Source organism: Variovorax sp. W2I14, assembly GCF_050435205.1.
Lineage (GTDB): Bacteria > Pseudomonadota > Gammaproteobacteria > Burkholderiales > Burkholderiaceae_C > Variovorax > Variovorax paradoxus_C.
The window spans coordinates 7,110,366-7,132,808 of sequence record NZ_JBNDJX010000001.1; the positions used below are offsets into that span (position 1 = coordinate 7,110,366).

At 67.5% G+C, this 22,443-nt stretch carries 21 protein-coding genes; 9 read left to right on the plus strand and 12 right to left on the minus strand.

The genetic code is table 11. The features are described from left to right. Positions 1–90 precede the first annotated feature (90 nt). Entirely contained in the window at positions 91–2,376 is a 2,286-nt protein-coding gene (locus QF040_RS33015) for an acyl-CoA dehydrogenase (RefSeq protein WP_429614412.1), read from the plus strand. Here the strand turns inward: QF040_RS33015 and QF040_RS33020 are convergent. Continuing rightward, positions 2,279–3,130, minus strand: a complete 852-nt coding sequence (locus QF040_RS33020; RefSeq protein ID WP_307599434.1) for a helix-turn-helix domain-containing protein — start codon at positions 3,128–3,130, stop codon at positions 2,279–2,281. The genes QF040_RS33015 and QF040_RS33020 overlap by 98 nt on opposite strands. 142 nt (positions 3,131–3,272) lie before the next feature. Between QF040_RS33020 and QF040_RS33025 the strand changes: the two genes are divergently transcribed. Beyond that, positions 3,273–3,686 carry a hypothetical protein gene (locus QF040_RS33025; RefSeq protein WP_429614413.1) on the plus strand — a complete coding sequence of 138 codons (414 nt, stop codon included), beginning with the start codon at positions 3,273–3,275 and terminating at the stop codon, positions 3,684–3,686. A gap of 163 nt (positions 3,687–3,849) precedes the next feature. Continuing rightward, complete coding sequence (locus QF040_RS33030) at positions 3,850–6,717, plus strand: aconitate hydratase (protein ID WP_429614414.1); 2,868 nt, start codon at positions 3,850–3,852, stop codon at positions 6,715–6,717. Between the two features lie 26 nt (positions 6,718–6,743). Here QF040_RS33030 and QF040_RS33035 read toward each other — a convergent pair whose 3' ends face one another. Continuing rightward, positions 6,744–8,216: a C13 family peptidase gene (locus tag QF040_RS33035; protein WP_429614415.1), complete on the minus strand. Its 1,473-nt coding sequence runs from the start codon at positions 8,214–8,216 to the stop codon at positions 6,744–6,746. Positions 8,217–8,297: 81 nt separating this feature from the next. On the opposite strand from QF040_RS33035, the gene QF040_RS33040 reads away from it, so the two are divergent. From QF040_RS33040 to QF040_RS33060, 5 genes are all read left to right on the plus strand, one after another. Further along, positions 8,298–8,756 (plus strand): metallophosphoesterase family protein, encoded by a 459-nt coding sequence (locus QF040_RS33040; protein ID WP_429614416.1) that lies wholly within the window; start codon positions 8,298–8,300, stop codon positions 8,754–8,756. 126 nt (positions 8,757–8,882) lie between these two features. Then, a complete protein-coding gene (locus QF040_RS33045) occupies positions 8,883–9,191 on the plus strand; it encodes a FeoA family protein (RefSeq protein WP_257858508.1) in 309 nt (102 codons plus the stop codon). Then, the gene (gene feoB, locus QF040_RS33050) at positions 9,184–11,079 is read left to right on the plus strand and encodes a ferrous iron transporter B (RefSeq protein ID WP_429614417.1); all 1,896 of its coding nucleotides are present in this window, start codon (positions 9,184–9,186) and stop codon (positions 11,077–11,079) included. The genes QF040_RS33045 and feoB overlap by 8 nt, the downstream gene beginning before the upstream one ends. 34 nt (positions 11,080–11,113) lie before the next feature. Further along, the gene (locus QF040_RS33055) at positions 11,114–11,395 is read left to right on the plus strand and encodes a DUF6587 family protein (protein ID WP_429614418.1); all 282 of its coding nucleotides are present in this window, start codon (positions 11,114–11,116) and stop codon (positions 11,393–11,395) included. A gap of 5 nt (positions 11,396–11,400) precedes the next feature. Beyond that, positions 11,401–12,585, plus strand: a complete 1,185-nt coding sequence (locus tag QF040_RS33060) for an FAD-dependent monooxygenase (protein ID WP_429614419.1) — start codon at positions 11,401–11,403, stop codon at positions 12,583–12,585. Between the two features lie 16 nt (positions 12,586–12,601). On the opposite strand, the gene QF040_RS33065 is transcribed toward QF040_RS33060, so the two are convergent. The 9 genes from QF040_RS33065 to QF040_RS33105 form a co-directional block, all read right to left on the minus strand. Next, entirely contained in the window at positions 12,602–13,852 is a 1,251-nt protein-coding gene (locus QF040_RS33065) for an SMI1/KNR4 family protein (protein ID WP_429614420.1), read from the minus strand. 73 nt (positions 13,853–13,925) lie between these two features. Continuing rightward, the gene (locus QF040_RS33070; RefSeq protein ID WP_429614421.1) at positions 13,926–15,314 is read right to left on the minus strand and encodes a reverse transcriptase family protein; all 1,389 of its coding nucleotides are present in this window, start codon (positions 15,312–15,314) and stop codon (positions 13,926–13,928) included. 221 nt (positions 15,315–15,535) lie between these two features. Further along, on the minus strand, positions 15,536–16,384 hold the full coding sequence (kynA, locus tag QF040_RS33075; RefSeq protein WP_429614422.1) for a tryptophan 2,3-dioxygenase: 849 nt from the start codon (positions 16,382–16,384) through the stop codon (positions 15,536–15,538). Between the two features lie 16 nt (positions 16,385–16,400). Continuing rightward, the gene (locus QF040_RS33080) at positions 16,401–16,886 is read right to left on the minus strand and encodes a hypothetical protein (RefSeq protein WP_429614423.1); all 486 of its coding nucleotides are present in this window, start codon (positions 16,884–16,886) and stop codon (positions 16,401–16,403) included. Between the two features lie 13 nt (positions 16,887–16,899). Continuing rightward, a complete protein-coding gene (gene kynU / locus QF040_RS33085; protein ID WP_429614424.1) occupies positions 16,900–18,177 on the minus strand; it encodes a kynureninase in 1,278 nt (425 codons plus the stop codon). A gap of 11 nt (positions 18,178–18,188) precedes the next feature. Next, positions 18,189–18,842, minus strand: a complete 654-nt coding sequence (kynB, locus tag QF040_RS33090) for an arylformamidase (protein ID WP_013540055.1) — start codon at positions 18,840–18,842, stop codon at positions 18,189–18,191. Positions 18,843–18,917: 75 nt separating this feature from the next. Next, a complete protein-coding gene (locus QF040_RS33095) occupies positions 18,918–19,226 on the minus strand; it encodes a YkgJ family cysteine cluster protein (protein WP_429614425.1) in 309 nt (102 codons plus the stop codon). A 29-nt stretch (positions 19,227–19,255) separates the two neighbouring features. Continuing rightward, the gene (gene argF, locus QF040_RS33100; RefSeq protein ID WP_429614426.1) at positions 19,256–20,191 is read right to left on the minus strand and encodes an ornithine carbamoyltransferase; all 936 of its coding nucleotides are present in this window, start codon (positions 20,189–20,191) and stop codon (positions 19,256–19,258) included. Then, complete coding sequence (locus QF040_RS33105) at positions 20,188–21,396, minus strand: aspartate aminotransferase family protein (protein WP_429614427.1); 1,209 nt, start codon at positions 21,394–21,396, stop codon at positions 20,188–20,190. The genes argF and QF040_RS33105 overlap by 4 nt, the downstream gene beginning before the upstream one ends. A 160-nt stretch (positions 21,397–21,556) precedes the next feature. On the opposite strand from QF040_RS33105, the gene QF040_RS33110 reads away from it, so the two are divergent. Then, entirely contained in the window at positions 21,557–21,961 is a 405-nt protein-coding gene (locus QF040_RS33110; protein WP_429614428.1) for a DUF3579 domain-containing protein, read from the plus strand. Positions 21,962–22,086: 125 nt separating this feature from the next. Here the strand turns inward: QF040_RS33110 and rpsT are convergent, their stop codons facing one another. Beyond that, positions 22,087–22,401 carry a 30S ribosomal protein S20 gene (gene rpsT / locus QF040_RS33115; RefSeq protein ID WP_007831346.1) on the minus strand — a complete coding sequence of 105 codons (315 nt, stop codon included), beginning with the start codon at positions 22,399–22,401 and terminating at the stop codon, positions 22,087–22,089. Positions 22,402–22,443 lie beyond the last annotated feature (42 nt).

Below are 22,443 nucleotides of genomic sequence, written 5' to 3' on the forward strand. Positions count from 1 at the left end.
CGCAGGGACGCCCTTGACCGGCCCGGCGCGGGCGCGCTGAAGTTCAGCATGAAGGCCGATCCGCGCATCCGTCGCGGCGAAGGAGACCCCATGCCTCTGGCTTCATTGATCGGCCGATGGGCGATGCAGCCCTTCTCGAAGGCGCTGCCGCCGCTGGGCGACACCGAGCGTGCGGCGCTCGAGGCCGGCACCGTCGGTTACGAAGGCCAGCTCTTCGCGGGGCGTCCGGACTTCGATGCGCTCACGTCCATGGGGCCCAACCAACTCACTGAGCGCGAGCAGGCTTTCCTGCACAACGAGGTGCGCGCGCTGTGCCACATGCTCGACGACCACGCCATCGACCAGGCGCACGACCTGCCGCCCGAGGTGTGGCGGTTCCTCCGCGAGAAGCGCTTCTTCGGCATGATCATTCCCGAGGAGTTCGGCGGCCTCGGCTTCGGCCACTACGCGCACGCCACGGTGGTGGCGCGCATCGCGACCGTCAACGTGGCCACGGCCGTCACCGTGATGGTGCCCAACTCGCTCGGGCCGGCCGAGCTGCTGCTGCGCTATGGCACCGACGCGCAGAAAGAGCACTACCTGCCGCGCCTGGCCGATGGCCGCGAGCTGCCGTGCTTCGGGCTGACATCGCCCTATGCCGGTTCCGATGCCGCATCGATTCCGGACCGAGGCGTGATCGTCGAGCGCGAGTTCAACGGCAAATTGACGCGTGGCTTCCTGGTCGATTTCGACAAGCGCTACATCACGCTTGCTCCCGTCGCCACCGTGGTGGGCCTGGCCTTCCATGCGGTGGACGAGAGCCGGCCCGAGGGCCAGCGCGAGCTGGGAATCACCTGCGCGCTGATTCCCGTGCCGCACGAGGGCATGGAAATCGGCCGGCGCCATCGCCCGATGGACAGCGCCTTCATGAACGGCCCGATCCACGGCCGCCAGGTCTTCGTGCCGATGGACTGGATCATCGGCGGCGAAAAACAAGTCGGACAGGGCTGGCGGATGCTCATGGAATGCCTGGCCGCGGGGCGCGCGATTTCGTTGCCGGCACTCGGTTCTTCGATGCAGCAGACGGCGCTGTACGTGAGCAACGGCTACGGGCAGATCCGCGAACAGTTCGGCCTGCCAGTCGGCAAGTTCCATGCGATTGCCGGGCTGGTGGCGCAGATGTCGGCGGAGCTTTATGCGAGCGATGCGGCGCGGCGCTTCACCGCCGCCGCGCTCGACAAGGGCGAGCGGCCCAGCGTGGCGAGCGCGATCCTCAAGGTGCAGCTCACTGAAGCGGGGCGCCGCGCGGTCAACCATGGCATGGACATCCTCGGCGGCAAGGGCATCATCTCGGGCCCGTCGAACCTGCTGGGCGTCGCGTACCGGCAGGCGCCGATCGCCATCACGGTGGAAGGCGCGAACATCCTCACGCGCGCGCTCATCGTGTTCGGGCAGGGCGCGGTGCGCTGCCATCCGCATGTGCTGGATGAAATGGCGGCCGTGCAGGCGAAAGACGAAGCCGCGCTCGGCAAGGCGCTCATCGCGCACGGCAAGCATGTGGCGGTCAACCTGTGGCATAGCCTGTTCGGCGCGCCGGTGCTCGGCGCACCGCCGCAGGAACTGGCGCGCGAGGCACGGCTCATTGCGCGCATGAGCGCCAAGTACGCGCTCACCGCCGACCTCGCGATGGGCATGCTCGGCGGCAAGCTCAAGCGCATGGAGTTGCTGTCGGCGCGGCTGGGTGATGTGCTCGCGCGCCTGTACCTGGCGAGCGCCTGTGTCTGGCGCTATCGCGTCGATGCGGCGCCGGAGCTGCTGCCGTTTGCGCAGGCCGCGATCCGGCTGCAGCTCGACGAGGCCGGCAAGATCCTGCGCGATCTGTATGCCAATTTGCCGACAGCCGGCCGGCGCGTGATTGGCGCGCTGGTGCTGCGCCGCACCGCGCACCTGGCGCCGCTGCGCGATGTGCAGCTCATCGAACTCGCGGACCTGTTGCGCACGAACCCACGCATCGTCGAACGCCTGGCGCCAGACCTCAGCGAAGCGGCGGCCGGAGGTTTGCGCGACCTGATGCATGCGATGGAACTGGGCGCGCAGCTCGGCGACACGGCGGCGGCGCTCAACAAAGTGCTGCGCCGCACGAACTCGCTGGAAGAGGCGGCTCGTTCGGCGCCCGATCCGGAGCTGGCACTGGCCTACCTGAAGGCGGCGGACAAGGTCATCCAGGTGGATGATTTCGAAGGCCCGCCGCGCAACGCGGACGGCCGGGGCGATCTCGATCGGCCTGCCGGCTCGTCAGTCAACCCGCCTGCTGCGCCGCCGCCAACGCCGTCAGCGCCGCCGCCGTCTGCTCGTCCGCCGGAAAGAACGACTCCACCGCGAGTTCCTGCAGCGTGACATCGACCGGCGTGCCGAAGATCGTGATGGTGCTGATGAAGCTCAGCACGCCGCTCGGCATGACCACCTGGAAGGGCACGGCCACGGCCGACAGCGCCGTGTCGATGACGGGCGCGTCGTGGCTCACGGTGGGCGCGGGGTAGGCCGCGAGTTCGTCGTGCAGCGCCTGCAGTACCGCGTCGCCGGTGGCCGCGATCTGCTGCAGCAGCCGCTCGAGCAGGTGGGTGCGCCATTGCGCAAGGTTGGCGATGCGCGGCGCCACGCCCTCGGGATGCAGGCTCAGGCGCAGCACGTTGATGGGCGGCTTCAGCAACTCGGGCGCGGCACCTTCCATCAGCAGCGGCACCAGCGCGTTGTGCGCCACCAGGTTCCAGTGACGGTCCACGGCCAGCGCGGGAAAGGGCTCGTGCCCCTTCAACACCAGGTCGACCGCGCGCCGTGCCGCGGCCATCGCCGGATCGTCCAGGGAACGCTGCCGGTACATCGGCGCAAAGCCCGCGGCCACCAGCAGCGCATTGCGCTCGCGCAGCGGCACCTCCAGCCGTTCGGCCAGCCGCAGCACCATCTCTCGGCTGGGCGCGGCGCGGCCGGTTTCCACATAGCTCAGGTGGCGGGTCGAGACCTCGGCCTCCTGCGCCAGGTCGAGCTGGCTCAGGCGACGGTGGGTGCGCCAGTGCCGTAGGTGCGCGCCGAACGGATCGCGCGCGCCGGGCTGGCCGGCCTTGGATGAATGGGTGCTGCGGGTGGTGTTCATGGCCCGCATTCTGGCGCGGTGCCGGCGCGGCGCCATGACCTCCCAAGTCATCGACGCGATGCATGCCCCGCGGAATCATTGGCTCCAACGCGGCAGGACTGGCTTGCGGCGTACCACCCCAGTGACCCCCAAGGAGATTCACATGTCCGTCTTCGCTTCCCCCCGTTTCCTGCCCAACGTGATGTGGGCCGACGCCGCCTCCTGCGCCGCGACCGGTGCGCTGCAGGTGGCCTTCACCGACGCATTGGCAGCGCTCACCGGGCTGCCCGCCGCACTGCTGATGGGCACCGGCGTGTTCCTGCTGGCGTATGCGGCGCTCGCCGCCTTCATGGCCAGCCGCAGCACACCGCCGCGCACGCTGATCGGCCTCGTGATCTTCGGCAACTTCGGCTGGGCCGTGGCCTGCATCGCATTGCTGGTGAGCGGCATGTTCGCGGTCACTGCGCTGGGCGTGGCCTGGGTGCTGGCGCAGGCCTTGTGCGTGGTCGTGCTGGCCGAGCTGCAGTGGACGGGCCTTCGCCGCACCCGCAGCCGCACCGGCATGGCACTGGCCTGAACGAGAGGCGACGCGAGAGGTGCCGGCAACGCCCGTCTACCCGGCATTTCTCGCTATGAGGAACATAGCGCGGAGGGAGCGCGAGAGGGAAGACCGACTACAACAGCTGACATTGAACCCCGCTATCCTTGAGGAGCTTCCACGAAACAACAGGAGTTCCCCTATGGCCAAAGCACCGGCTCACGCCTTTGCGTCCACCCTCAAGACCTTCAAGACCGCATCGGGCAAGTCCGGCAAATACTGGTCCCTGAAGGAGCTGGCCAAGCAATATCCCACCATCGGGCGGCTGCCCGTGTCGATCCGCATCGTGCTCGAATCGGTGCTGCGCAATTGCGATGGCCAGAAGGTCTCGCCCAAGCATGTCGAAGAGTTGGCCCACTGGGCGCCCAATGCAGAGCGCACCGACGAGATTCCGTTCGTCGTCACCCGCGTGGTGCTGCAGGACTTCACCGGCGTGCCCCTTTTGGCCGACCTGGCCGCCATGCGCAGCGTGGCCGCCAAGCTGAACAAGTCGCCCAAGACCATCGAGCCGCTGGTGCCCGTCGACCTGGTGGTCGACCACTCGGTGATGGTCGACTACTACGGCACGCCCAAGGCGCTCGACCTCAACATGAAGCTGGAATTCCAGCGCAACAACGAGCGCTACCAGTTCATGAAGTGGGGCATGCAGGCCTTCGACACCTTCCGTGTCGTGCCGCCGGGCTTCGGCATCGTGCACCAGGTCAACCTCGAATACTTCGCGCGCGGCGTCTACAAGAGCCCGCATGACAACGCGGACGTGCCCACCTACTACCCCGACTCGCTGGTGGGCACCGACAGCCACACGACCATGATCAATGGCGTGGGCGTGGTCGGCTGGGGCGTGGGCGGCATCGAGGCCGAAGCGGCGATGCTGGGCCAGCCGGTCTACATGCTCACGCCCGACGTAGTGGGCTTCGAGCTCACCGGCAAGCTGCGCGAAGGCGTGACGGCGACCGACCTGGTGCTGTACGTCACCGCGATCCTGCGCGCCGAAAAGGTGGTCGGCAAGTTCGTCGAATTCTTCGGCCCCGGCGCTGCATCGATCGCCGTGCCCGACCGCGCAACCATCGGCAACATGGCGCCCGAATACGGCGCGACGATGGGCTTCTTCCCGGTCGACGAAATGACCGTGGCGTACTTCGAAGGCACCGGCCGCACCAAGGAAGAGGTCGAGCGCTTCGAGGCCTACTACAAGGCGCAGGGCCTGTTCGGCATGCCCGCGCCGGGCGACATCGACTACACCAAGATCGTCAAGCTCGACCTGGGCACCGTGTCGCCGAGCCTCGCGGGTCCCAAGCGCCCGCAGGACCGCATCGACCTCGGCCACCTGTCCACCAAGTTCTCCGAGCTCTACAGCAAGCCCAACGACGCGAACGGCTTCAACCAGCCGCCCGAGAAGCTCAAGCAGCGCTATCCGCTCGCCATTGCCGGCCAAGGCAACGACGAAGAGGCCGCCGCACCGCCCGCCGGCTCGCCGCGCGAACTGGTCGAGATGGTCGCCAACCGCTCGACCAAGGCCGCGGCCCACACGAGCGCGACGGCGCCGCCCGCGCCCAAGGGCCAGGTCACCATCGGCAACGGCGACGTGCTGATCGCGGCCATCACCTCGTGCACCAACACCTCGAACCCGAGCGTGATGCTCGCGGCGGGCCTTCTGGCCAAGAAGGCGGTGGAGGCGGGCCTCACGGTCAAGCCGCACATCAAGACCTCGCTGGCCCCGGGCTCGCGCATCGTGACCGAATACCTGGAGAAGGCGGGCCTCTTGCCGTACCTGGAGAAGCTGGGCTTCTACCTCGCGGGCTACGGCTGCACGACCTGCATCGGCAATGCCGGCGACCTCACGCCCGAGATCAACGAAGCCATCACCAAGAACGACCTCATCGGTGCGGCCGTGCTGTCGGGCAACCGCAATTTCGAGGCGCGCATCCATCCGAACCTGAAGGCCAACTTCCTGGCCTCGCCGCCGCTGGTGGTGGCTTTCGCGATCGCGGGCAACGTGATGACCGACCTCATGACCGAGCCCGTGGGCAAGGGCAAGAACGGCAAGGACGTGTACCTGGGCGACATCTGGCCTAGCCCGAAGGAAATCGACGAGAACCTGCGCTTTGCGATGAACGCCAAGTCGTTCCGCGCGAACTACGACAAGGTGAAGACCGACCCGGGCAAGTTCTGGAGCAGCATCAAGGGCACCGAGGGCCAGGTGTATGACTGGCCCAAGTCGACCTACATCGCCGAGCCGCCGTTCTTCGAGGGCTTCAAGATGAAGCCGCATGCCGCCGATGCGGGCTTCAAGGGCGCACGGATCATGGCGCTGTTCGGCGACTCGATCACCACCGACCACATCTCGCCGGCCGGCTCCATCAAGGAAAGCTCGCCCGCGGGCATCTGGCTCAAGGCGCACGGCGTGCCCAAGGCCGACTTCAACAGCTATGGCTCGCGTCGCGGCAACCACGACGTGATGATGCGCGGCACCTTCGCCAACGTGCGCATCAAGAACCTGATGATTCCGCCGGATGCCAACGGCACGCAGGAAGAGGGCGGCGTCACGCTGTTCCAGCCCGGCAACCAGAAGATGTTCATCTACGACGCCGCCATGAAGTACATGGAAGAGGGCACCCCCACGGTGGTGTTCGGCGGCGAGGAATACGGCACCGGCTCCTCGCGCGACTGGGCCGCCAAGGGCACGCAGCTCCTGGGCATCAAGGCCGTGGTGGCGCGCAGCTTCGAGCGCATCCACCGCGCCAACCTGGTCGGCATGGGCGTGCTGCCGCTGCAGTTCCGCGGCGCCGATTCATGGCAGACGCTGGGCCTCACGGGCGACGAAAAAATCGACGTGGTGATCGGCGGCGAGCTCAAGCCGCAGATGGACGTGAAGCTGGTCGTGCACCGCCCCGACGGCAACCACCAGGAGGTGACGGTGCGCCTTCGCATCGACACGCCGATCGAGGTCGACTACTACAAGCACGGCGGCATCCTGCCGTTCGTGCTGCGGCAGTTGCTGGCCGCCTGATCGTCGCCGCCGTTTTGTAGCCGTGCCTACTTGCCGGCGGCGTCGAGCCGCAGTGCAAGCTGGTCGAGCACCGGGCGGATCTTTTCGCCGACGCTGATCTGCGGGTTGGAAAAACCGTCGTCCTTGCCGGCGTCAATTTCGCGCTGCTTGATCACGGGCACCGCGGCCGCGAAGGCGGTTTCGAACGAGTGTGTCTTGCGCAGTTCCTCGTCGAACATCGCGCGGCCAAAGAAGGTCAGCTCCGACAGGCGTCCGCAACCGTACGAGGTGTGCGTGGCGTCGGCGGCGGTCATGAGCAGCGTGTCGTCGCTCGCCAGGGGTTCGATCCAGCCGCCCGAGTAGCAGGCCGAGATCGCCAGCACGCGGTGGCGGATGCCGGCGTCGTCCAGCGCCTTGCGCAGGTCTTCGGGCGTGAGCCACGGCACGGTCAGCACGCCGTTCGTGGCGGCCAGCTGGTGGTCGTGCGCGCCGTGCGAGGTGAGATAGACCACGAGCAGGTCGTTCTCGCGGTCCATGCGCTGGCCGAGCGCGGCAATGGCGCGCTGCAGGTTGAGCGGCGTGGCCCAGGGCAGCGTGCCGGCGGTGGTCGCGTGGTTGGCCAGATGCAGCACACGCTGCTTCGCATCGAAGCGCTCTTCGAGCAGCTTGGCGACCATCGTGCTTTCGCGCAAGAACACGTCTTCGGCGGCGTAGGGCGCGAACACGAGGCCGTAGACATTGACCTGCCCCGGCTGCCGCTCGCCGAGGCCGGCCACCGTGTGCTCCCACAGCGCCTGCTGCTGCTCGAAGACTTCCTGCGTGAGTTCCAGCGTCGGGCGCTGGGGCTGGGCGGCCGCCGCGGCGGCGTAGTCGACGTGCCACACGCGCTCCTGCATGTTGAGCGACTGCCAGAAACCCAGTGCCATCAGCACCACGAGCCCCGGCACGAACAAGGCGATCCGCCAGCGCACGACGGCCTCGCGCACCGTGAGGCGAGTGATCGCGATCAGCATCCACGCATAGCCGACGCCGTAGACCAGCCAGACGTTCGTCGTGCTCTTGAGGAACGCAGGGGACCAGCCGTACGCGAGGGCAAGCGTCAGGCTCATGAACAGCAGGTTGACGGGGAACGAGGCCCAGGTGGCGAGCACCAGCCAGCGTGCGAGCCGGCCCGGCCGCCCCTGCAACGCGCCCCAGCCCAGCCATGCGAGCGCGCCCCACATCCAGAACTGGTAGAGCGCGACCGTGGGGCTGAGCTCGACCGGCCCGCGCACCTCGAAACGGCCGAGGCCGAGCCAGACCAACTCCGGCAGCAGCACGAGCAGCAACAGTTGCCAGGGCGCGGGCCCGGCTTCGATGCGCGGCGGCTGCAGGAAGGCGGTGCGCAGGCCCGCCGCGATCCAGTGCAGCAGGCTCGCATGGGGCGCAGCGTGTGGGTCGGCAGGTGGCGAAAGGGGAAGGGCCGGTGCCGCTTCGGGCGTTTCGGCAACGGTGGGGGGTGCGATGATGTCCTCGGGCATGGCGGCGATCATGCCTTTGCCAAACGGCACCCCCGACCTGCATTGCCGCACCCTCGGGTTAGCGAGAAGAACTTTCAACTTATGCATCGCATCGGCCTCATCTCCGACACGCACGGCCTCCTTCGGCCGGAAGCCACCGCCTTCCTGCAAGGCTGCGACTTCATCGTGCACGGCGGGGACATCGGCAACGCCGGCATCCTCGAAGCGCTGGCCGCCATCGCGCCGCTGACGGTCGTGCGCGGCAACAACGACTGGGAGCCCTGGGCCGACGGCATCGGCGAGTCGGAATTCCTGAAGGTGGGCGGCGTGGTGATCTACGCCATCCACGACCTTTCGCAGATTGACATCGATCCCGCTGGGGCGGGCGTCCGTGTGGTGGTCTCCGGCCACTCCCACAAGCCGAAGATCGAGGAGCGCGACGGCGTGCTCTATGTCAATCCGGGCAGCGCCGGCCCGCGGCGATTCAAATTGCCGATCGCGGTCGCCGAGCTCATCGTCGATGGCAATTCGGTGTCGGCGCGCATCGTCGAGCTCGTCTGAATTCCCTCTGTAGAAAAGCCCCGATCTTCGTGGTCATAGGGCTTTAGTCAGGTGGCTGCAATTGAGAATTGATAGCATCTAGGTTTTGCTTACAGGTGCGCCCGGTCTCCAGGGCGCCGCCCCACCGTGCGAACAAACGATTTCGGCACCGCGCCGGCCAACACCACGGCCGTCGCCCTGCGCCTCGACCAGCTTCCGAACAACCAGTGGGCCACCGTGCTCGACGTGGCGCGCCCCGAGGGCGCGGACGACCGCGAGCTCGTGCTGCGGCTGACCGAAATCGGCTTCGTGCCGGGCGAGGCGGTGCGCATCGTCGCGAGCGGCATTCCGGGCCGGGAGCCGCTGGCAGTGCGCCTGGGGCACACCACCTTCGCGCTGCGCCGCCACGAGGCCGCGCTCATCCACGTCACGCCGGGAGCCGCCAACCATGGCTGAAGCCGTCATCCAGGGACCCGGCGGCTTCGCGCCCACCGCCCAGCCGGGGCGCATCGCGCTGCTCGGCAACCCCAACTGCGGCAAGACCGCGCTCTTCAACCTCTTGACCGGCAGCCGCCAGAAGGTCGCCAACTACGCCGGCGTGACCGTCGAGCGCAAGGAGGGAACGCTGCGCACCCCCACGGGCCGCCGCGTCTTCGTGCTCGACCTGCCGGGCGCCTACAGCCTGAACGCCCTCAGCGCCGATGAAGCCGTCACCCGCGACATCGTCACCGGCAAGAGCAACGAAGCCCTGCCCGACCTGCTGGTGTGCGTGACCGACGCGACCAACCTGCGCCTGAACCTGCGCCTCGTGCTCGAGGCGAAGAAGCTCGGCCTGCCGATGGTGGTGGCGCTCAACATGACCGACATGGCCAAGAAGCAGGGCATCGCGGTCGACACCGCCGTGCTCTCGCGCGAACTCGGCGTGCCGGTGATCGAAACCGTCGGCGTTCACACCGGCGGCGCGAAGAATTTGCTCGAAGCGCTCGACGCACCGGTCGCCGCCGTCGCACCGCAGTCCTGGCAGGCGCCCGGTCTGGACGACGTTCTGGCCACGCAGCGCGAGGTGCGCCGCATCCTCGGCCTCGCTGTGAAGGAGCCGGTCGGCAGCCTCGCCACCAGCGATCGCATCGACCGCGTGGTGATGCACCCGGTCTGGGGCATGCTGGTGCTGGCCGTCACGATGTTCCTGATGTTCCAGGCCGTGTTCAGCTGGGCCAACGTGCCGATGGACGCCATCAAGGCCGGCACCGAGGCGCTCGGCGGCCTGCTCAAGACCGCCATTCCCGAAGGCATGCTGCAGAGCCTGCTGGTCGATGGCGTGATCGCGGGCGTGGGCGGCGTGATCGTGTTCCTGCCGCAGATCCTGATCCTGTTCCTTTTCATCCTCGCGCTCGAAGACTCGGGCTACCTGCCGCGCGCGGCCTTCCTGCTTGATCGCGTGATGGGCACCGTGGGCCTGTCGGGCCGCTCGTTCATTCCGCTGCTCTCCAGCTTCGCCTGCGCCATTCCGGGCGTGATGGCGACCCGCACCATCAGCAACTGGCGCGACCGCATCACGACGATCATGATCGCGCCGCTCATGACCTGCTCGGCGCGGCTGCCGGTGTATGCGCTGCTGATCGCGGCCTTCATTCCGGCGCGCACCGTTGGCGGCATCTTCAACCTGCAGGGCGTGGTTCTCTTTGCGTTGTACGTGTTCGGCATCGTCTCGGCGATGGCCGTGGCCTGGGTGATGAAGCGCTTTCGCGACAACACGCAGCATTCGCCGCTGCTGATGGAACTGCCGGCCTACCGCTGGCCGAACCTGCGCAACTTGGCGCTCGGCCTCTACGAGCGGGCTTGGATCTTCATCCAGCGTGTGGGCACGATCATCCTCACGCTCACGATCCTGCTGTGGTTCCTCTCGACCTTCCCGTCGCCACCCGAAGGCGCGACCGGCCCGGCCATCCAATACAGCCTGGCCGGCATGATCGGCCGCGGGCTCGAATACATCTTCGCGCCCATCGGTTTCAACTGGCAGATCTCGATCGCGCTGGTGCCGGGCATGGCGGCGCGCGAAGTGGCGGTGGGCGCGCTGGGCACGGTGTACGCGCTCTCGGCCACCGGCGACGACGTGGCCGGTGCGCTCGAGCCGCTGATCGCCGGCAGCTGGTCGCTGGCGACGGCGCTGTCGCTCCTGGTCTGGTACGTGTTCGCGCCGCAATGCATCTCGACGCTGGCCGCCGTGAAGCGCGAGACGGCCTCGTGGAAGTACGTGTGGATCATGGCGGGCTACCTGTTCGCGCTCGCCTACGCGGCGTGCTTCATCACTTACCACGTTGCAGTGGCACTCGGAGCGGGTTAAAACCGCCCTTGACGCTGAAAGGTTTGAAGAAGAAATGACGCAACAACTGATCGTCGGATTGATCGTCGCAGCCGCCGCGTTCTACGCGGTCTGGCGCTGGATGCCCGCAGGCTGGCGGCGCAGCGCGGCCCATAAGCTGGCAGCCGGCACGCAGCGCGCCGGCCTGGTCGATCAGGAGCGCGCCAACCAGCTGGCCGCCTCGCTCGCCAAGACCTCGGGTTGCGGCTCGTGCGACACCTGCGGCAGCTGCGCGCCCAAGAAACCCGGCAACACCAAGGCCACGGAAGCCGACACGGCCCTCTCGAACAGCCGCTGAGATCCATGCCCACGCACATCCTCGTCGCCGGGGGCGGCATCGGGGGGCTGGCCACGGCACTGGCGCTTTCGCGGGGCCGGCACCGCGCCGATGTCTTCGAGCAGGCGGCGGTCTTCGGCGAGATCGGGGCGGGCGTGCAGCTCGGACCCAACGTCACGCGGCGCCTTCAACAACTGGACCTGGCCACGGGCCTCGCGAAGATCGCGGCGCGCCCCGATGCACTGGTGGTCCGCAGCGCCGGCAGCGATGCCGTGCTGGCCCGCCTGCCGCTGGGCGATGCCATGCAGCAGCGCTACGGCGCCCCTTACTTCTGCGCACACCGTGCCGACCTGCATGCACTGCTGCTCGAAGCGGTGCGCGCGCGCGGCACCGGCATGCTGGTGACGGCCGAGCAGATCAAGCAGGTCGAGACCAGCGACGACCTCGTGTGCGTTTCGAGCGCCGATGCCCGCGCCTGGGAGGGCGAGGCGCTGGTGGGCGCTGATGGCCTCTGGAGCATGGTGCGGCGCCAACTCGATACGCCCGCGGCTGCGGAGCCACCACGCGGCACCGGCCACACGGCATGGCGCGCATTGGCCTTGCAATCCGACCTGCCCGCGGCATTGCGGCGCCGGCAGATCGATGTGTGGCTGGGCCCGCATCTCCACGCCGTGGCGTACCCGGTGCGCGGCGGCGACTGGCTCAACGTGGTGGTCATCGCCGAATCCGCACCGGCCGGCGATGCACGTGACTGGGACCAGTCCAGCAGCATCGCGGCCCTGCAGCAGGCCACAGGCCGCAGCGGCGGCGGCCTGCAGGCGCTGCTCGAAGCGATGCCCGGCTGGCGCGCCTGGTCGCTCAGCGACCGCGCGCCGTTGACCTCCGCCGCAGACATGGCGCACGAACGTGTCGCGCTGGTGGGCGATGCGGCGCATCCGATGGTGCCGTACCTTGCGCAGGGCGCCGGCATGGCCATCGAAGACGCGGTCGCGCTGGCTGACGCACTGGGCGAAGGCAGCGCGGCCGAGGTGCCCGCAGCCTTCGCGCGCTACGCCGAGGCGCGTTGGCAGCGCAACGCGCAGGTGCAGGCGCGCGCACGGCGCAACGGTGAGGTCTTCCATGCGACCGGCGCTGTGCGCCTGGGGCGCGACCTCGCGATGCGCACGCTCGGTGCGCGCTTGCTCGACCAGCCCTGGCTGTACGGCGGTTGAATGAACCCTCGGACCTTCAGAGCCTGAAGGTCTGCAGGTGCTCGATGCGTTCCGCCAGCCCTTCCGGCCCGAGGTAGTGCCCGAGCGAGCCATCGCGCACTTTCACCAACGTCGTTTCCAGTTCCGCCAGCATCGCATCGCGTTCCGCGACAAAGGCCGGCGGCACGTCGATGCCGGCTTCGGTGCAGGCATCGGCGATGAGATGCGCGCTCGCGGGCGCACCGCATGCCACGCACTTGACGATGGCCGCCACGCTCGGCTCGGCACCGTTGGCCAGCAGCGCGCTCGTGAGCTCGGGCGCGATCTGGCCATCGACGTTGCGCAAGGCGTCGGCCGCCACCGGCGCGCCCGCACGCACCAAGGCCGCGGCCGCTGAGAAGGCACTCTGGCTCAACGCCACGTCGGTCGCGAGGGCGCTGCCTTGCTGCGGCCCGTCGAAGCTCACGCCCGAAGCCGCCAGATCGACCACCAGCGGCGCATCGTCGGTCGCGATTGCGTGATGCAGCGCCGCGCGCGCGAGCGCCGGGTGATGGCGCAGCGTGCCGTCCGCGAGCGGCGTGCGCCAGTCGACCACGGCGCGGCAATAGAAGGTGACCAGCTTGTCCATCAGGTCGAGGTCCAGCCCGTGGTCCTGGTGGCGGTCGTCCAGGTACTGCAGCAGGGTCTGGCCCGAGAAGTAATCGCTCGTGGGGGCCAGCGGGTCTTCGTCGAGGTGCAGCGCGGCGAACGCGTCTTGCAGGTCCGGTGCGATGGTGCTCAACGTGTCTTCGTGCAAGGCGTGCGTCCAGGCCGGCGGCAGGCCCTGCTTCCATGCGATGACCCGGCCGTACGCCTCGCCGGGCTCGACCACGGCGTAGATGCGGTCGAGGTACTCGAAGCCGCCGAACGGCAGGTGCGTGAGCTTGCCGTTCCAGGGCGCGCCGTTCTCGGCGGCGGCGTCTTTGGCCAGCGCCTGCTCGTGCTCGATCCAGCCCTGCAGGTCGTGGTAACCGTCGCTGCCGTCCCAGAAGAGTTCCGACCAGCTCACGCTCTCGATGTTGCCGTTCATCGGCAGCGCGAGGTCGTAGTCGAGGCGCCCGCCCGCCGTCTCTTGCCACAACGCGACCAGTGCCTCGGGAATCGGTCCTGCGCAGAGGGCCTGCACGGCGGCGATCTGCTGCGCCGGCATTGGCGGCTGCGCATCGAAGATCACGCGGTCCGCGAACATCACGACGCCGTGTGCCCGCAAGGTGGATATCTCGTCGGGTGAGAACCGGATGTTGTGCATGGCAGTGGCCTCCGTCGTTGTTGCCAAAAATGTAGCGCTTTGCGCGGGTGTGGCAACCGGTACATGCGAGCGTTCAGCCTGTTGATTGCGAAACGACTGGCCATTCGATGCGTTCGAAGAGGCGCATCAGCCTCGCCTTGCGCGCCGGATTGAACTGGCCGATCCACGCGATGTGGCCGAGCAGGTGGCCACGGAAGTCGGCCACTTTCGCGCGGTTCTGGCTCGCGGGGCCGTGCAGCACGCACTGATGCAGCACCGCCTTCAACCGGTCGAAGTCGGCGCGCGGCGTATTCGCTTTCTCGTTCACGACCACGCCTGTCACGCGCTGCTGGTGATGCCGCGGCATGCAGCGCACCTTGCGCGGATGAAGCGCGAAACCCTCGTCGGCGGCGATGCCATCGACCCAGGCACGCAGCGCGCTGAACCGTCCGCGCAGCGACGCGGGCCCCGAGAACACGAGATCGTCCGCATAGCGCGTGTAGGTCGCGCCGAAAACCCACGCGAGGCCCTCGAGCCGCAGGTCGAGGCGAAAGGCGCAGAGGTTCGCCAGCGCGGGCGAGCAGGGTGAACCCTGCGGCAGATGCGGCTCGGCCAGACGCTTGGCGCCCATCCAGTCGAGCCCGCCATCGTCGCGAAGGCGTTCGATCACCGCTGCCGACGTGCGGTGCGTGCACAGCGCGGTGAGCGCGCGCGCCACGCCCTCGGGATAGCCCAGCGTGCGCCACAGCGCGTGCACGCGCGAGGCGCGAACGCTGGGAAAGAAGTCGCGCAGGTCGAAGCCGATCACCACCTCCTGGCCAACGTGCGCGGCCGCATGGCTCGCCACCGAGCGCTCCTGCACGAAACCATGGGCCGCCTCGTGCACCGGCACCCGCTGCAGCAGGTCTTCGAGGATGCGGCGCTGCACACGCTTGAGGTCAGCCTTGGGAATCTCGAGCAACCGCAGGCCGCCGAGGCGCTTGGGCTGCAACTGGTAGCGGTAGTGCGATGCGGGGCGAGGGCTCGATGCGTCGGGTGTACGGAAGGCTTGCGACGCGGCGGTGAGCCACGCGAGGCGGTCGGGTTCGAGTTCGAGCCACAGCGCGAGATCGGCCAGCGTGGGCAATCGAGGCAAGGCGAAGTGATCGAGGCCCATCGGGCGCGGGAGCATCTCGGCAGGCCGCAGGATGAGCCTGTGGATGCGGGGAAGTTCATCCTGTTCGAAGGCGAGTTCCAGCGCTGGCGTATCGAGGATCGCCTGCGTCAGTCCGGGAAGATCGGTGCGCTCCCAAGTTGCGAGCGACCGCTTGCCGAGTTCTTCTGCCAGCAGCTTCAGCCACGGCAGGTTGACGCCCAACGCCGCCTCGGCCCGCGCACGCAACGCATCCGGCGTGGTGCCGCCGGGCTGCCTCGCATCCGCCAACAGGGCATGCGCGAGGCCGCGTGCAATCCATTCCCTGTAGCTCGGTTCGCGCGTCGTCATGAAGGCGGTGAAGTGGAACGAAGGTGGCAACCGGCCCTTCAACCAGCCGGTGATGCGCCAGCTGCGCTGCGCGACAGCGCAGTGATGCTTTCGCGCCGAAATGTGTACCCATCCATCCACCGCGGGGGTGCCCCGCAGCACAAGGAAAGCGACGAATCGCCTGCCTTGTCGAGTCTTGAAGGTCCGGTGCCGCGGCGATTGTTGCACGCGGCCTGTGACGCTCAGAGGTCGGTGCGCAGCTTCCAGATTTCGGGAAACAGCACCACATCGAGCATCTTGCGCAGGTAGCTCACGCCGCCCGTGCCGCCGGTGCCGCGCTTGAACCCGATCACGCGCTCGACCGTGGTCACATGGCGGAAGCGCCAGAGGCGGAAGGCGTCTTCGAGGTCGGTGAGCTTCTCGCCGAGTTGGTACAGGTCCCAGTGGTCGTGCGGGTTGCGGTAGACCACGAGCCATGCCGCCTCGACGCCGTCGCTCGATTCATAGGGCTGCGTCCAGTCGCGCTCCAGCCGGTCGGCAGGCACCGGCAGGCCGTGGCGCGCAAGGAGCCGCAGCGACTCGTCGTAGAGCGACGGCGAGCGGTAGGCCTCCTCGACCTGCGCGAGCAGATCGGCGCGGTGCGCATGCGGCTTGAGCATCGCGGCGTTCTTGTTGCCGAGCGCGAACTCGATGCAGCGGTACTGCGCGCTCTGGAAGCCGCTGGAGTTGGCGAGGTAGGGGCGCATCGCCGTGTACTCGGGCGGCGTCATGGTCGAGAGCACGGTCCATGCGCTCACGAGCTGCTCCATGATGCGGCTCACGCGCGCGAGCATCTTGAAGGCGTCGGCCAGCTTCTCGTTGGCGATGCAGGTGGTGGCGGCGCGCAGCTCGTGCAGCATCAGCTTCATCCAGAGTTCGCTGGTCTGGTGCTGCACGATGAACAGCATTTCGTCGTGCGCGGGCGAAAGCGGGTGCTGGGCGTTGAGGATCTCGTCGAGGTGCAGGTAGTCGCCGTAGCTCATGGACTTGCTGAAGTCCAGCTGCGCTTTCTCTTCGTGGACGATGTTCTCGGGGGATTTGTCGATGCTCATGATGTGTGCCGGCCGGTCATCGCCAGACCACGGCGGTGTAGGAAGACAGGCCCATGCCGGATTCTTTCTTCGGATAGACGAAGCGCACGACCTCGTTCTTGCGCTTGAACTCCTGGTAGGTCTCGCCGCCCGGGATGCGGCCCTTGTCGGCCGGTGCGTAGCCCGCGGCGCGAGCTTCCTTCACGAGCACATCGAAGACGGCCTTGTCGGTCGTGGAGAACTGGATGCTGTCCTCGCCGGCGCGGCTTTCCACATAGGTGGACTTCATGACGTTGGTGGTGTGGTCGCCCGCGAACCTGTCGTACTCGATCATGCTGACCCACTCGGTCGTGGTCTTGTCCCGGTAAGAGAAGCCCTGGCGCTTGATCTCCTGCCGGAAGGCGTCGGGAGACATGGCGACGAAGGCCTTGAGTTGGGGCAGGGTGAAGTTCGGCTGCTGCGCGAAGGCCGGGGCAGCCAGCATCAGGAGCGACGCGAAGAACGCGATCAATCGGTGTTTCATGCGGAGGCGTTGCTCAGGTCACTGCGTTCTTGCGGCTGAATTCTTCGCGCTTCCACTCGCCGGATTCGAGCACCTGCACGAGATGTTCGACCGAGTTCCACACGTCCTCGAAGCCGACGTACAGCGGCGTGAAGCCGAAGCGCAGGATGTCGGGCATCTGCGAATCGCCGGCGCGGTAGTCGCCGATGACGCCGCGCGCGATCAGCGCCTGCACGATGGCGTAGGCGCCTTCTTCGCGGCTGAGGCAGACCTGCGAGCCGCGCTGTGCGTGGTCGCGCGGGGTGATGAGCGAGAGCCCTTGTCCGGCGCAGCGTTCTTCGACCAGTGCGATGAAGAGGTCGGTGAGCGCGAGCGACTTGGTGCGCAGCGCAGCCATCGCGCCCTGGTCCTTGTTGAAGGCTTCGGCGGCAAGCACGGTGTCCAGGCCGCATTCCAGACCCGCCAGCGCGATGATGGGTTGGGTGCCGCAGAGATAGCGGCCGACGCCTGGCGCGGGCCGGTAGTGCGGCGTGAATTCAAAGGGCGCCGCATGGCCCCACCAACCCGACAGCGGCTGCTCGAACTGGCCCGCGTGCTTCGTATTGACCCAGGCGAAAGCCGGTGCGCCGGGGCCGCCGTTCAGATACTTGTAGCCGCAACCGATCGCGTAGTCGGCGTTGCTGTCGTTGAGCGCGACCGGCACGGCGCCCGCGCTGTGCGCGAGGTCCCACACCGTGAGCGCGCCGGCTGCGTGCGCGGCGGCGGTGATTGCCTTCATGTCGTGCATGGCGCCGGTGCGGTAGTTGACGTGCGTGAGCATCAGCACGGCCACTTCGTCTGTCAGCACCGCGGGAAGTTCGCTCGCGTCGATCAGCTTGAGCGTGAAGCCGCGCTCGCGGCACAGCGACTCGGCGATGTAGAGGTCGGTCGGGAAGTTGCTGCGCTCGCTCACCACCAGCTTGCGGCCGCTTTCCTTCTGCTGCGAGAGCGCGGCGAACAGCACCTTGTAGAGATTGACCGAGGTGCTGTCGGTACACACCACTTCGCCGGGCGCTGCGCCGATGAGCCGGGACACCTTGTCGCCCAGGCGCTGCGGCAGGTCGAACCAGCTCGCGGTGTTCCAGGAGCGGATGAGGCCTTCGCCCCATTCCTTGGTCACCACTTCGGCGATGCGGGCTGGTGCGGACTTGGGCAGTACGCCGAGCGAGTTGCCGTCGAGGTACAGCACGCCCTCGGGAAGGATGAACTGATCGCGCAGGGCGCGCAGCGGGTCTTGCGCGTCGAGCGCGCGGCAGTCTGCAAGGGTTGTCATGGGGGCAGGTTTCAGCGGGGAAGATCGCGCAGCACGGCGCGAACGGGGGAGGCATCGGCGCTCACCAGCTTGAGCGGCAGCGCGATGAGTTCGTAGTCGCCCTCGGGCACGGCGTCGAGCACGAGGTTCTCGAGCACGCGCAGGTCCAGGCGGCGGATGCGTTGGTGGCTCTCCAGCGTCTTGCTGTCGGCCGGGTCGATGCTGGCGGTGTCGATGCCGATGAGCTTCACGCCCATGGCGGCGAGCCGCTCGACGGTGGCGGGCGCGTAGGCCGCCAGTTGCGGGTCCCAGTGGCCGACCGGCATGGTGGCGTAGGTGCGCACCAGCACGCGGGGCGGCAGGTCGCTGGTGACCGCGTGGGCGATGTGCTCCCACTCGATCAGCGGCCCCTTGGCGATCGCATGGATCACCCGGCACGGGCCGAGGAAGGGCGCGAGATCGACGTGGCCGATGGTCTGGCCTTCGGGGTCGTAGTGCAGGGGCGCATCGGCATGCGCGCCGATGTGGGGCGAGAGCTTGATCTCGCTGACGTTGACCGGGCACTCCGGTGAAATGGTCGCGGCCCAGCGCTGCTGGTAGGGCGTGTCGCCGGGGAACACCGGCGCGCCTTCATGCACCGGAGGGGAGATGTCCCAGACGCGGGGTTGGGGTTGCAGAGAACGCATGGCGCGAAGTTAGCGCCGGGCGAGGGGTCGTGGTGTCGGTTATTTCCAACACACCGCGTGACCAGATGCTGTGGCTCAGGCGTCCAGCGCGGGGAGTCCGTGCCGGGCGCGCGCCCGTTCGCAGGCGTCGCTGCCGGACTGCAGCTCGTGGCACGGGTTGGGGCGCCATTCGTAGATGCCGCAGGCGACCGTCTGGCCGATCTTTCCGGTGAGCGCTGCGCACCGCATCGGCGTGTGGTCGGTGCCGCGCATGCGGCAGAGCGCGTCGTTCACCTCGACCGCAAGGCCCGACGGCACGCGGCCGCCGTTGTCGTCGAGCTCATGCACGCTGAAGTCGACCCGGTAGCTGGCGCAGCAGGCGCCGCATTGCTGGCAAGGGGACACGCGGCTGCGCCTTCTTCTTCAGGTGCTCGTCAGAGCCTGCCGAGCAGCAGGAACTCCATCAGCGCCTTTTGTGCGTGCAGGCGGTTCTCGGCCTCGTCCCACACCACCGACTGCGGTCCGTCGATGACCTCGGCCTGTACTTCCTCGCCCCGGTGTGCGGGCAGGCAGTGCATGAAGAGGGCGCCGGGCTGCGCGATGCGCATCATGTCCTCGTCGACGCACCAGTCGGCAAAGGCCTTGCGGCGTGCCTCGTTCTCGGCCTCGTAGCCCATGCTGGTCCAGACGTCGGTGGTGACGAGGTCGGCGCCGCGGCAGGCTTCCATCGGGTCCTTGAAGACCTTGTAGCTGTCGCCCGAGCGGATGCCCGCGATCGACTGGTCGACCTCGTAGCCGCTGGGCGTGCTCACATGCACCGTGAAGCCCAGGATCTCGGCCGCCTGCAGCCAGGTGTTGGCCATGTTGTTGCCGTCGCCCACCCAGGCCACGGTCTTGCCTTGGATCGAGCCGCGATGCTCGATGTACGTGAAGATGTCCGCGAGGATCTGGCAGGGGTGGAACTCGTTCGTGAGGCCGTTGATGACCGGCACGCGCGAGTGCGCAGCGAAGGCATCGATCTTGGTCTGCTCGTAGGTGCGGATCATCACGAGGTCGACCATGCGGCTGATGACCTTGGCGCTGTCCTCGATGGGTTCGGCGCGGCCCAGTTGGCTGTCGCCGGTGGTCAGGTGCACCACGCTGCCGCCGAGCTGGTACATGCCGGCCTCGAAGCTCACGCGGGTGCGCGTGCTGGCCTTCTCGAAGATCATGGCCAGCGTGCGGTCGACCAGCGGCTGGTGCTTTTCATACGTCTTGAACTTCTTCTTGATGATCGCCATGCGATCGAAGAGGTAGACGTAGTCGTCGGCCGTGAGGTCGGCGAACTGCAGGTAGTGGCGGATGGTGGGCTGTGTCGTGGCGGTCGTCATTGCGCGGCAGGCTCCGACAGGAAGTTTTTGACGATCGGCGCGAGGATCGCGACGATTTCGTCGGCCTCGGCAATGCTCAGGATGAGCGGTGGCACGAGGCGGATCACCTTGTCGGCGGTCACGCTCAGGAGCAGGCCGGCGTCGCATGCGCGGTTCAGGATCACGCCGCAGGGACGATCGAGCTCGATGCCGAGCATCAGGCCCTGGCCGCGGATTTCCTTCACGCCGGGCAGGCCGCCGATTTCGCGTTCCAGTGCGGCTTTCAGGTGCGCGCCGACGGTGGCGGCGTTCTCGAGCAGCTTGTGCTCTTCCATGATGCGGATGGTTTCCACGCCGGCACGCATCGCAAGCGGGTTGCCGCCGAAGGTGGTGCCGTGGTTGCCCGGTCCGAAGATGTTGGCGGCCTTCGGGCCGGCCACCACGGCGCCGATCGGAACGCCCGAGCCCAGGCCCTTGGCCAGCGGCATCACGTCGGGCTTGATGCCCGCCCACTGGTGGGCGAACCACTTGCCGGTGCGGCCCATGCCGCACTGCACTTCGTCGATCATCATGAGCCAGTCGCGCTCGTCGCAAAGCTGGCGCACCTGCTTCAGGTAGTCCACGCGCATCGGGTTGATGCCGCCTTCGCCCTGGATGGTCTCGAAGAACACGGCCACCACGTTGGGGTTGCCTTCGGTGGCCTTCTTGAGCGCCTCGATGTCGTTCAGCGGCACGCGGATGAAGCCCTCGACCAGCGGGCCGAAACCGGCCTGCACCTTGGGGTTGCCGGTGGCCGACAGGGTGGCGATGCTGCGGCCGTGGAAGGCGGCTTCGTAGACGACGATTTCGGGACGCTCGATGCCCTTGTCGTGGCCGTACTTGCGCGCCAGCTTCAGGGCCGCTTCGTTGGCTTCGAGGCCGGTGCAGCAGAAGAAGGCGTTGGTCAGGCCCGAGAGCTCGGTCAGCTTGGTGGCGAGCTGTTCCTGGCCGGTCACGTGGTAGTAGTTGGAGCTGTGGATCAGCTTGGCCAGCTGGTCCTGCAGCGCGGGCACCAGCTCGGGGTGGTTGTGGCCCAGCGTGTTGACGGCGATGCCGCCCAGGCCGTCGAGGTAGGCCTTGCCCGCGGTGTCCCAGACTCGGCAGCCCTGGCCATGCGACAGTGCGATCGGCAGGCGACCGTAGGTGTTCATGACGTGGGGCGAGGTGGGTTGGGCGGTAGCGCTCATTGGGTTCTCCAGATAGGGAACGCGGATTCTAGGCGTGCGTTTTGACGGCTTCGTTGAGGATTCCGCATTACAGCAATGCCCGCTCTTCAGGATGCAAAAAGTGCCCCGGATAGAATCCGTTGCTGCACCGCAGCACCTGTTTCGGTCGCCTCAATCAACGATGATTTCCCCCACCGCCAAAGAAATCTTCATCCAGGGCATCACCCGTGATGGCCGGACCTTCCGCCCCAGCGACTGGGCCGAGCGGCTGGCGGGCGTCATGAGCTCCTTCCGGCCCGGCGGCGCCTTTCCGGGCAGCTATCTGAGCTATTCGCCGTGGTGCGTGCCGACGAGCATCAACGGGGTCAAGTGCGTGATCGTGAACCGCGACCTGCGCGATGCCGAGCCCATGGCCTGGGATTTCTGCGTGAACTTCGCCAAGGACAACGACCTGCAGGTCTCCGAGGTGTGTCCGGCGGCGCCCGCACCGGCTGCACCTAAGGCCGCGCAAACGCCGGTGGCGGCTGCTGTGCGGTCGGAGCCCGCCGCGCCAGTGATTCCCGTCGAGCAGCCCAAAGCCGACTGACCGGCAAATCCGAAACCGAACGCCCATGAAAAAACCGCCCGAAGGCGGTTTTTTACACTTTGCTGCAGCGCACCCCGATCAAACGGCGGACCGGAGAATTCCGGTCCGGGCTTGCCTGACTGGTGTCAGGCGGCGGCCTTTTCAGGCGCGAGGGCGAGGGCCTTGACCTTGGCCGACAGGCGGCTCTTGTCGCGGGCTGCCTTGTTCTTGTGGAAGATGCCCTTGTCGGCGACGGTGTCGACGATGCTCTGGGCCTTCGCGAACAGTTCGCTTGCCTTGGTCTTGTCGCCAGCCAGAACAGCCTTTTCGACGTTCTTGACCGCGGTACGGTATTTGGAGCGCAGCGAGGTGTTCGCAGCGTTGAGCTTGGTGTCCTGGCGGACGCGCTTACGGCCGGAGGCGAGGCGCGGGTTCTTTTTCTTGGGCTTGGCGGATGCCATGATTTAGTTCCTTAGGTGTCTGAGGATGATGCAGCAAAGCCT

Bases quoted from the DNA above. Each gene is read 5' to 3' on its own strand.
- QF040_RS33065 (WP_429614420.1), bottom strand. From the start codon at position 13,852: ATGCACAACATCCGGTTCTCACCCGACGAGATATCCACCTTGCGGGCA.
- QF040_RS33020 (WP_307599434.1), bottom strand. From the start codon at position 3,130: ATGAACACCACCCGCAGCACCCATTCATCCAAGGCCGGCCAGCCCGGC.
- argF (WP_429614426.1), bottom strand. From the start codon at position 20,191: ATGACGACCGCCACGACACAGCCCACCATCCGCCACTACCTGCAGTTC.
- kynU (WP_429614424.1), bottom strand. From the start codon at position 18,177: ATGACAACCCTTGCAGACTGCCGCGCGCTCGACGCGCAAGACCCGCTG.
- kynB (WP_013540055.1), bottom strand. From the start codon at position 18,842: ATGCGTTCTCTGCAACCCCAACCCCGCGTCTGGGACATCTCCCCTCCG.
- QF040_RS33040 (WP_429614416.1), top strand. From the start codon at position 8,298: ATGCATCGCATCGGCCTCATCTCCGACACGCACGGCCTCCTTCGGCCG.
- QF040_RS33015 (WP_429614412.1), top strand. From the start codon at position 91: ATGCCTCTGGCTTCATTGATCGGCCGATGGGCGATGCAGCCCTTCTCG.
- QF040_RS33080 (WP_429614423.1), bottom strand. From the start codon at position 16,886: ATGAAACACCGATTGATCGCGTTCTTCGCGTCGCTCCTGATGCTGGCT.
- QF040_RS33070 (WP_429614421.1), bottom strand. From the start codon at position 15,314: ATGACGACGCGCGAACCGAGCTACAGGGAATGGATTGCACGCGGCCTC.
- QF040_RS33035 (WP_429614415.1), bottom strand. From the start codon at position 8,216: ATGCCCGAGGACATCATCGCACCCCCCACCGTTGCCGAAACGCCCGAA.
- QF040_RS33055 (WP_429614418.1), top strand. From the start codon at position 11,114: ATGACGCAACAACTGATCGTCGGATTGATCGTCGCAGCCGCCGCGTTC.
- QF040_RS33030 (WP_429614414.1), top strand. From the start codon at position 3,850: ATGGCCAAAGCACCGGCTCACGCCTTTGCGTCCACCCTCAAGACCTTC.
- kynA (WP_429614422.1), bottom strand. From the start codon at position 16,384: ATGAGCATCGACAAATCCCCCGAGAACATCGTCCACGAAGAGAAAGCG.
- rpsT (WP_007831346.1), bottom strand. From the start codon at position 22,401: ATGGCATCCGCCAAGCCCAAGAAAAAGAACCCGCGCCTCGCCTCCGGC.
- feoB (WP_429614417.1), top strand. From the start codon at position 9,184: ATGGCTGAAGCCGTCATCCAGGGACCCGGCGGCTTCGCGCCCACCGCC.
- QF040_RS33025 (WP_429614413.1), top strand. From the start codon at position 3,273: ATGTCCGTCTTCGCTTCCCCCCGTTTCCTGCCCAACGTGATGTGGGCC.
- QF040_RS33110 (WP_429614428.1), top strand. From the start codon at position 21,557: ATGATTTCCCCCACCGCCAAAGAAATCTTCATCCAGGGCATCACCCGT.
- QF040_RS33105 (WP_429614427.1), bottom strand. From the start codon at position 21,396: ATGAGCGCTACCGCCCAACCCACCTCGCCCCACGTCATGAACACCTAC.
- QF040_RS33060 (WP_429614419.1), top strand. From the start codon at position 11,401: ATGCCCACGCACATCCTCGTCGCCGGGGGCGGCATCGGGGGGCTGGCC.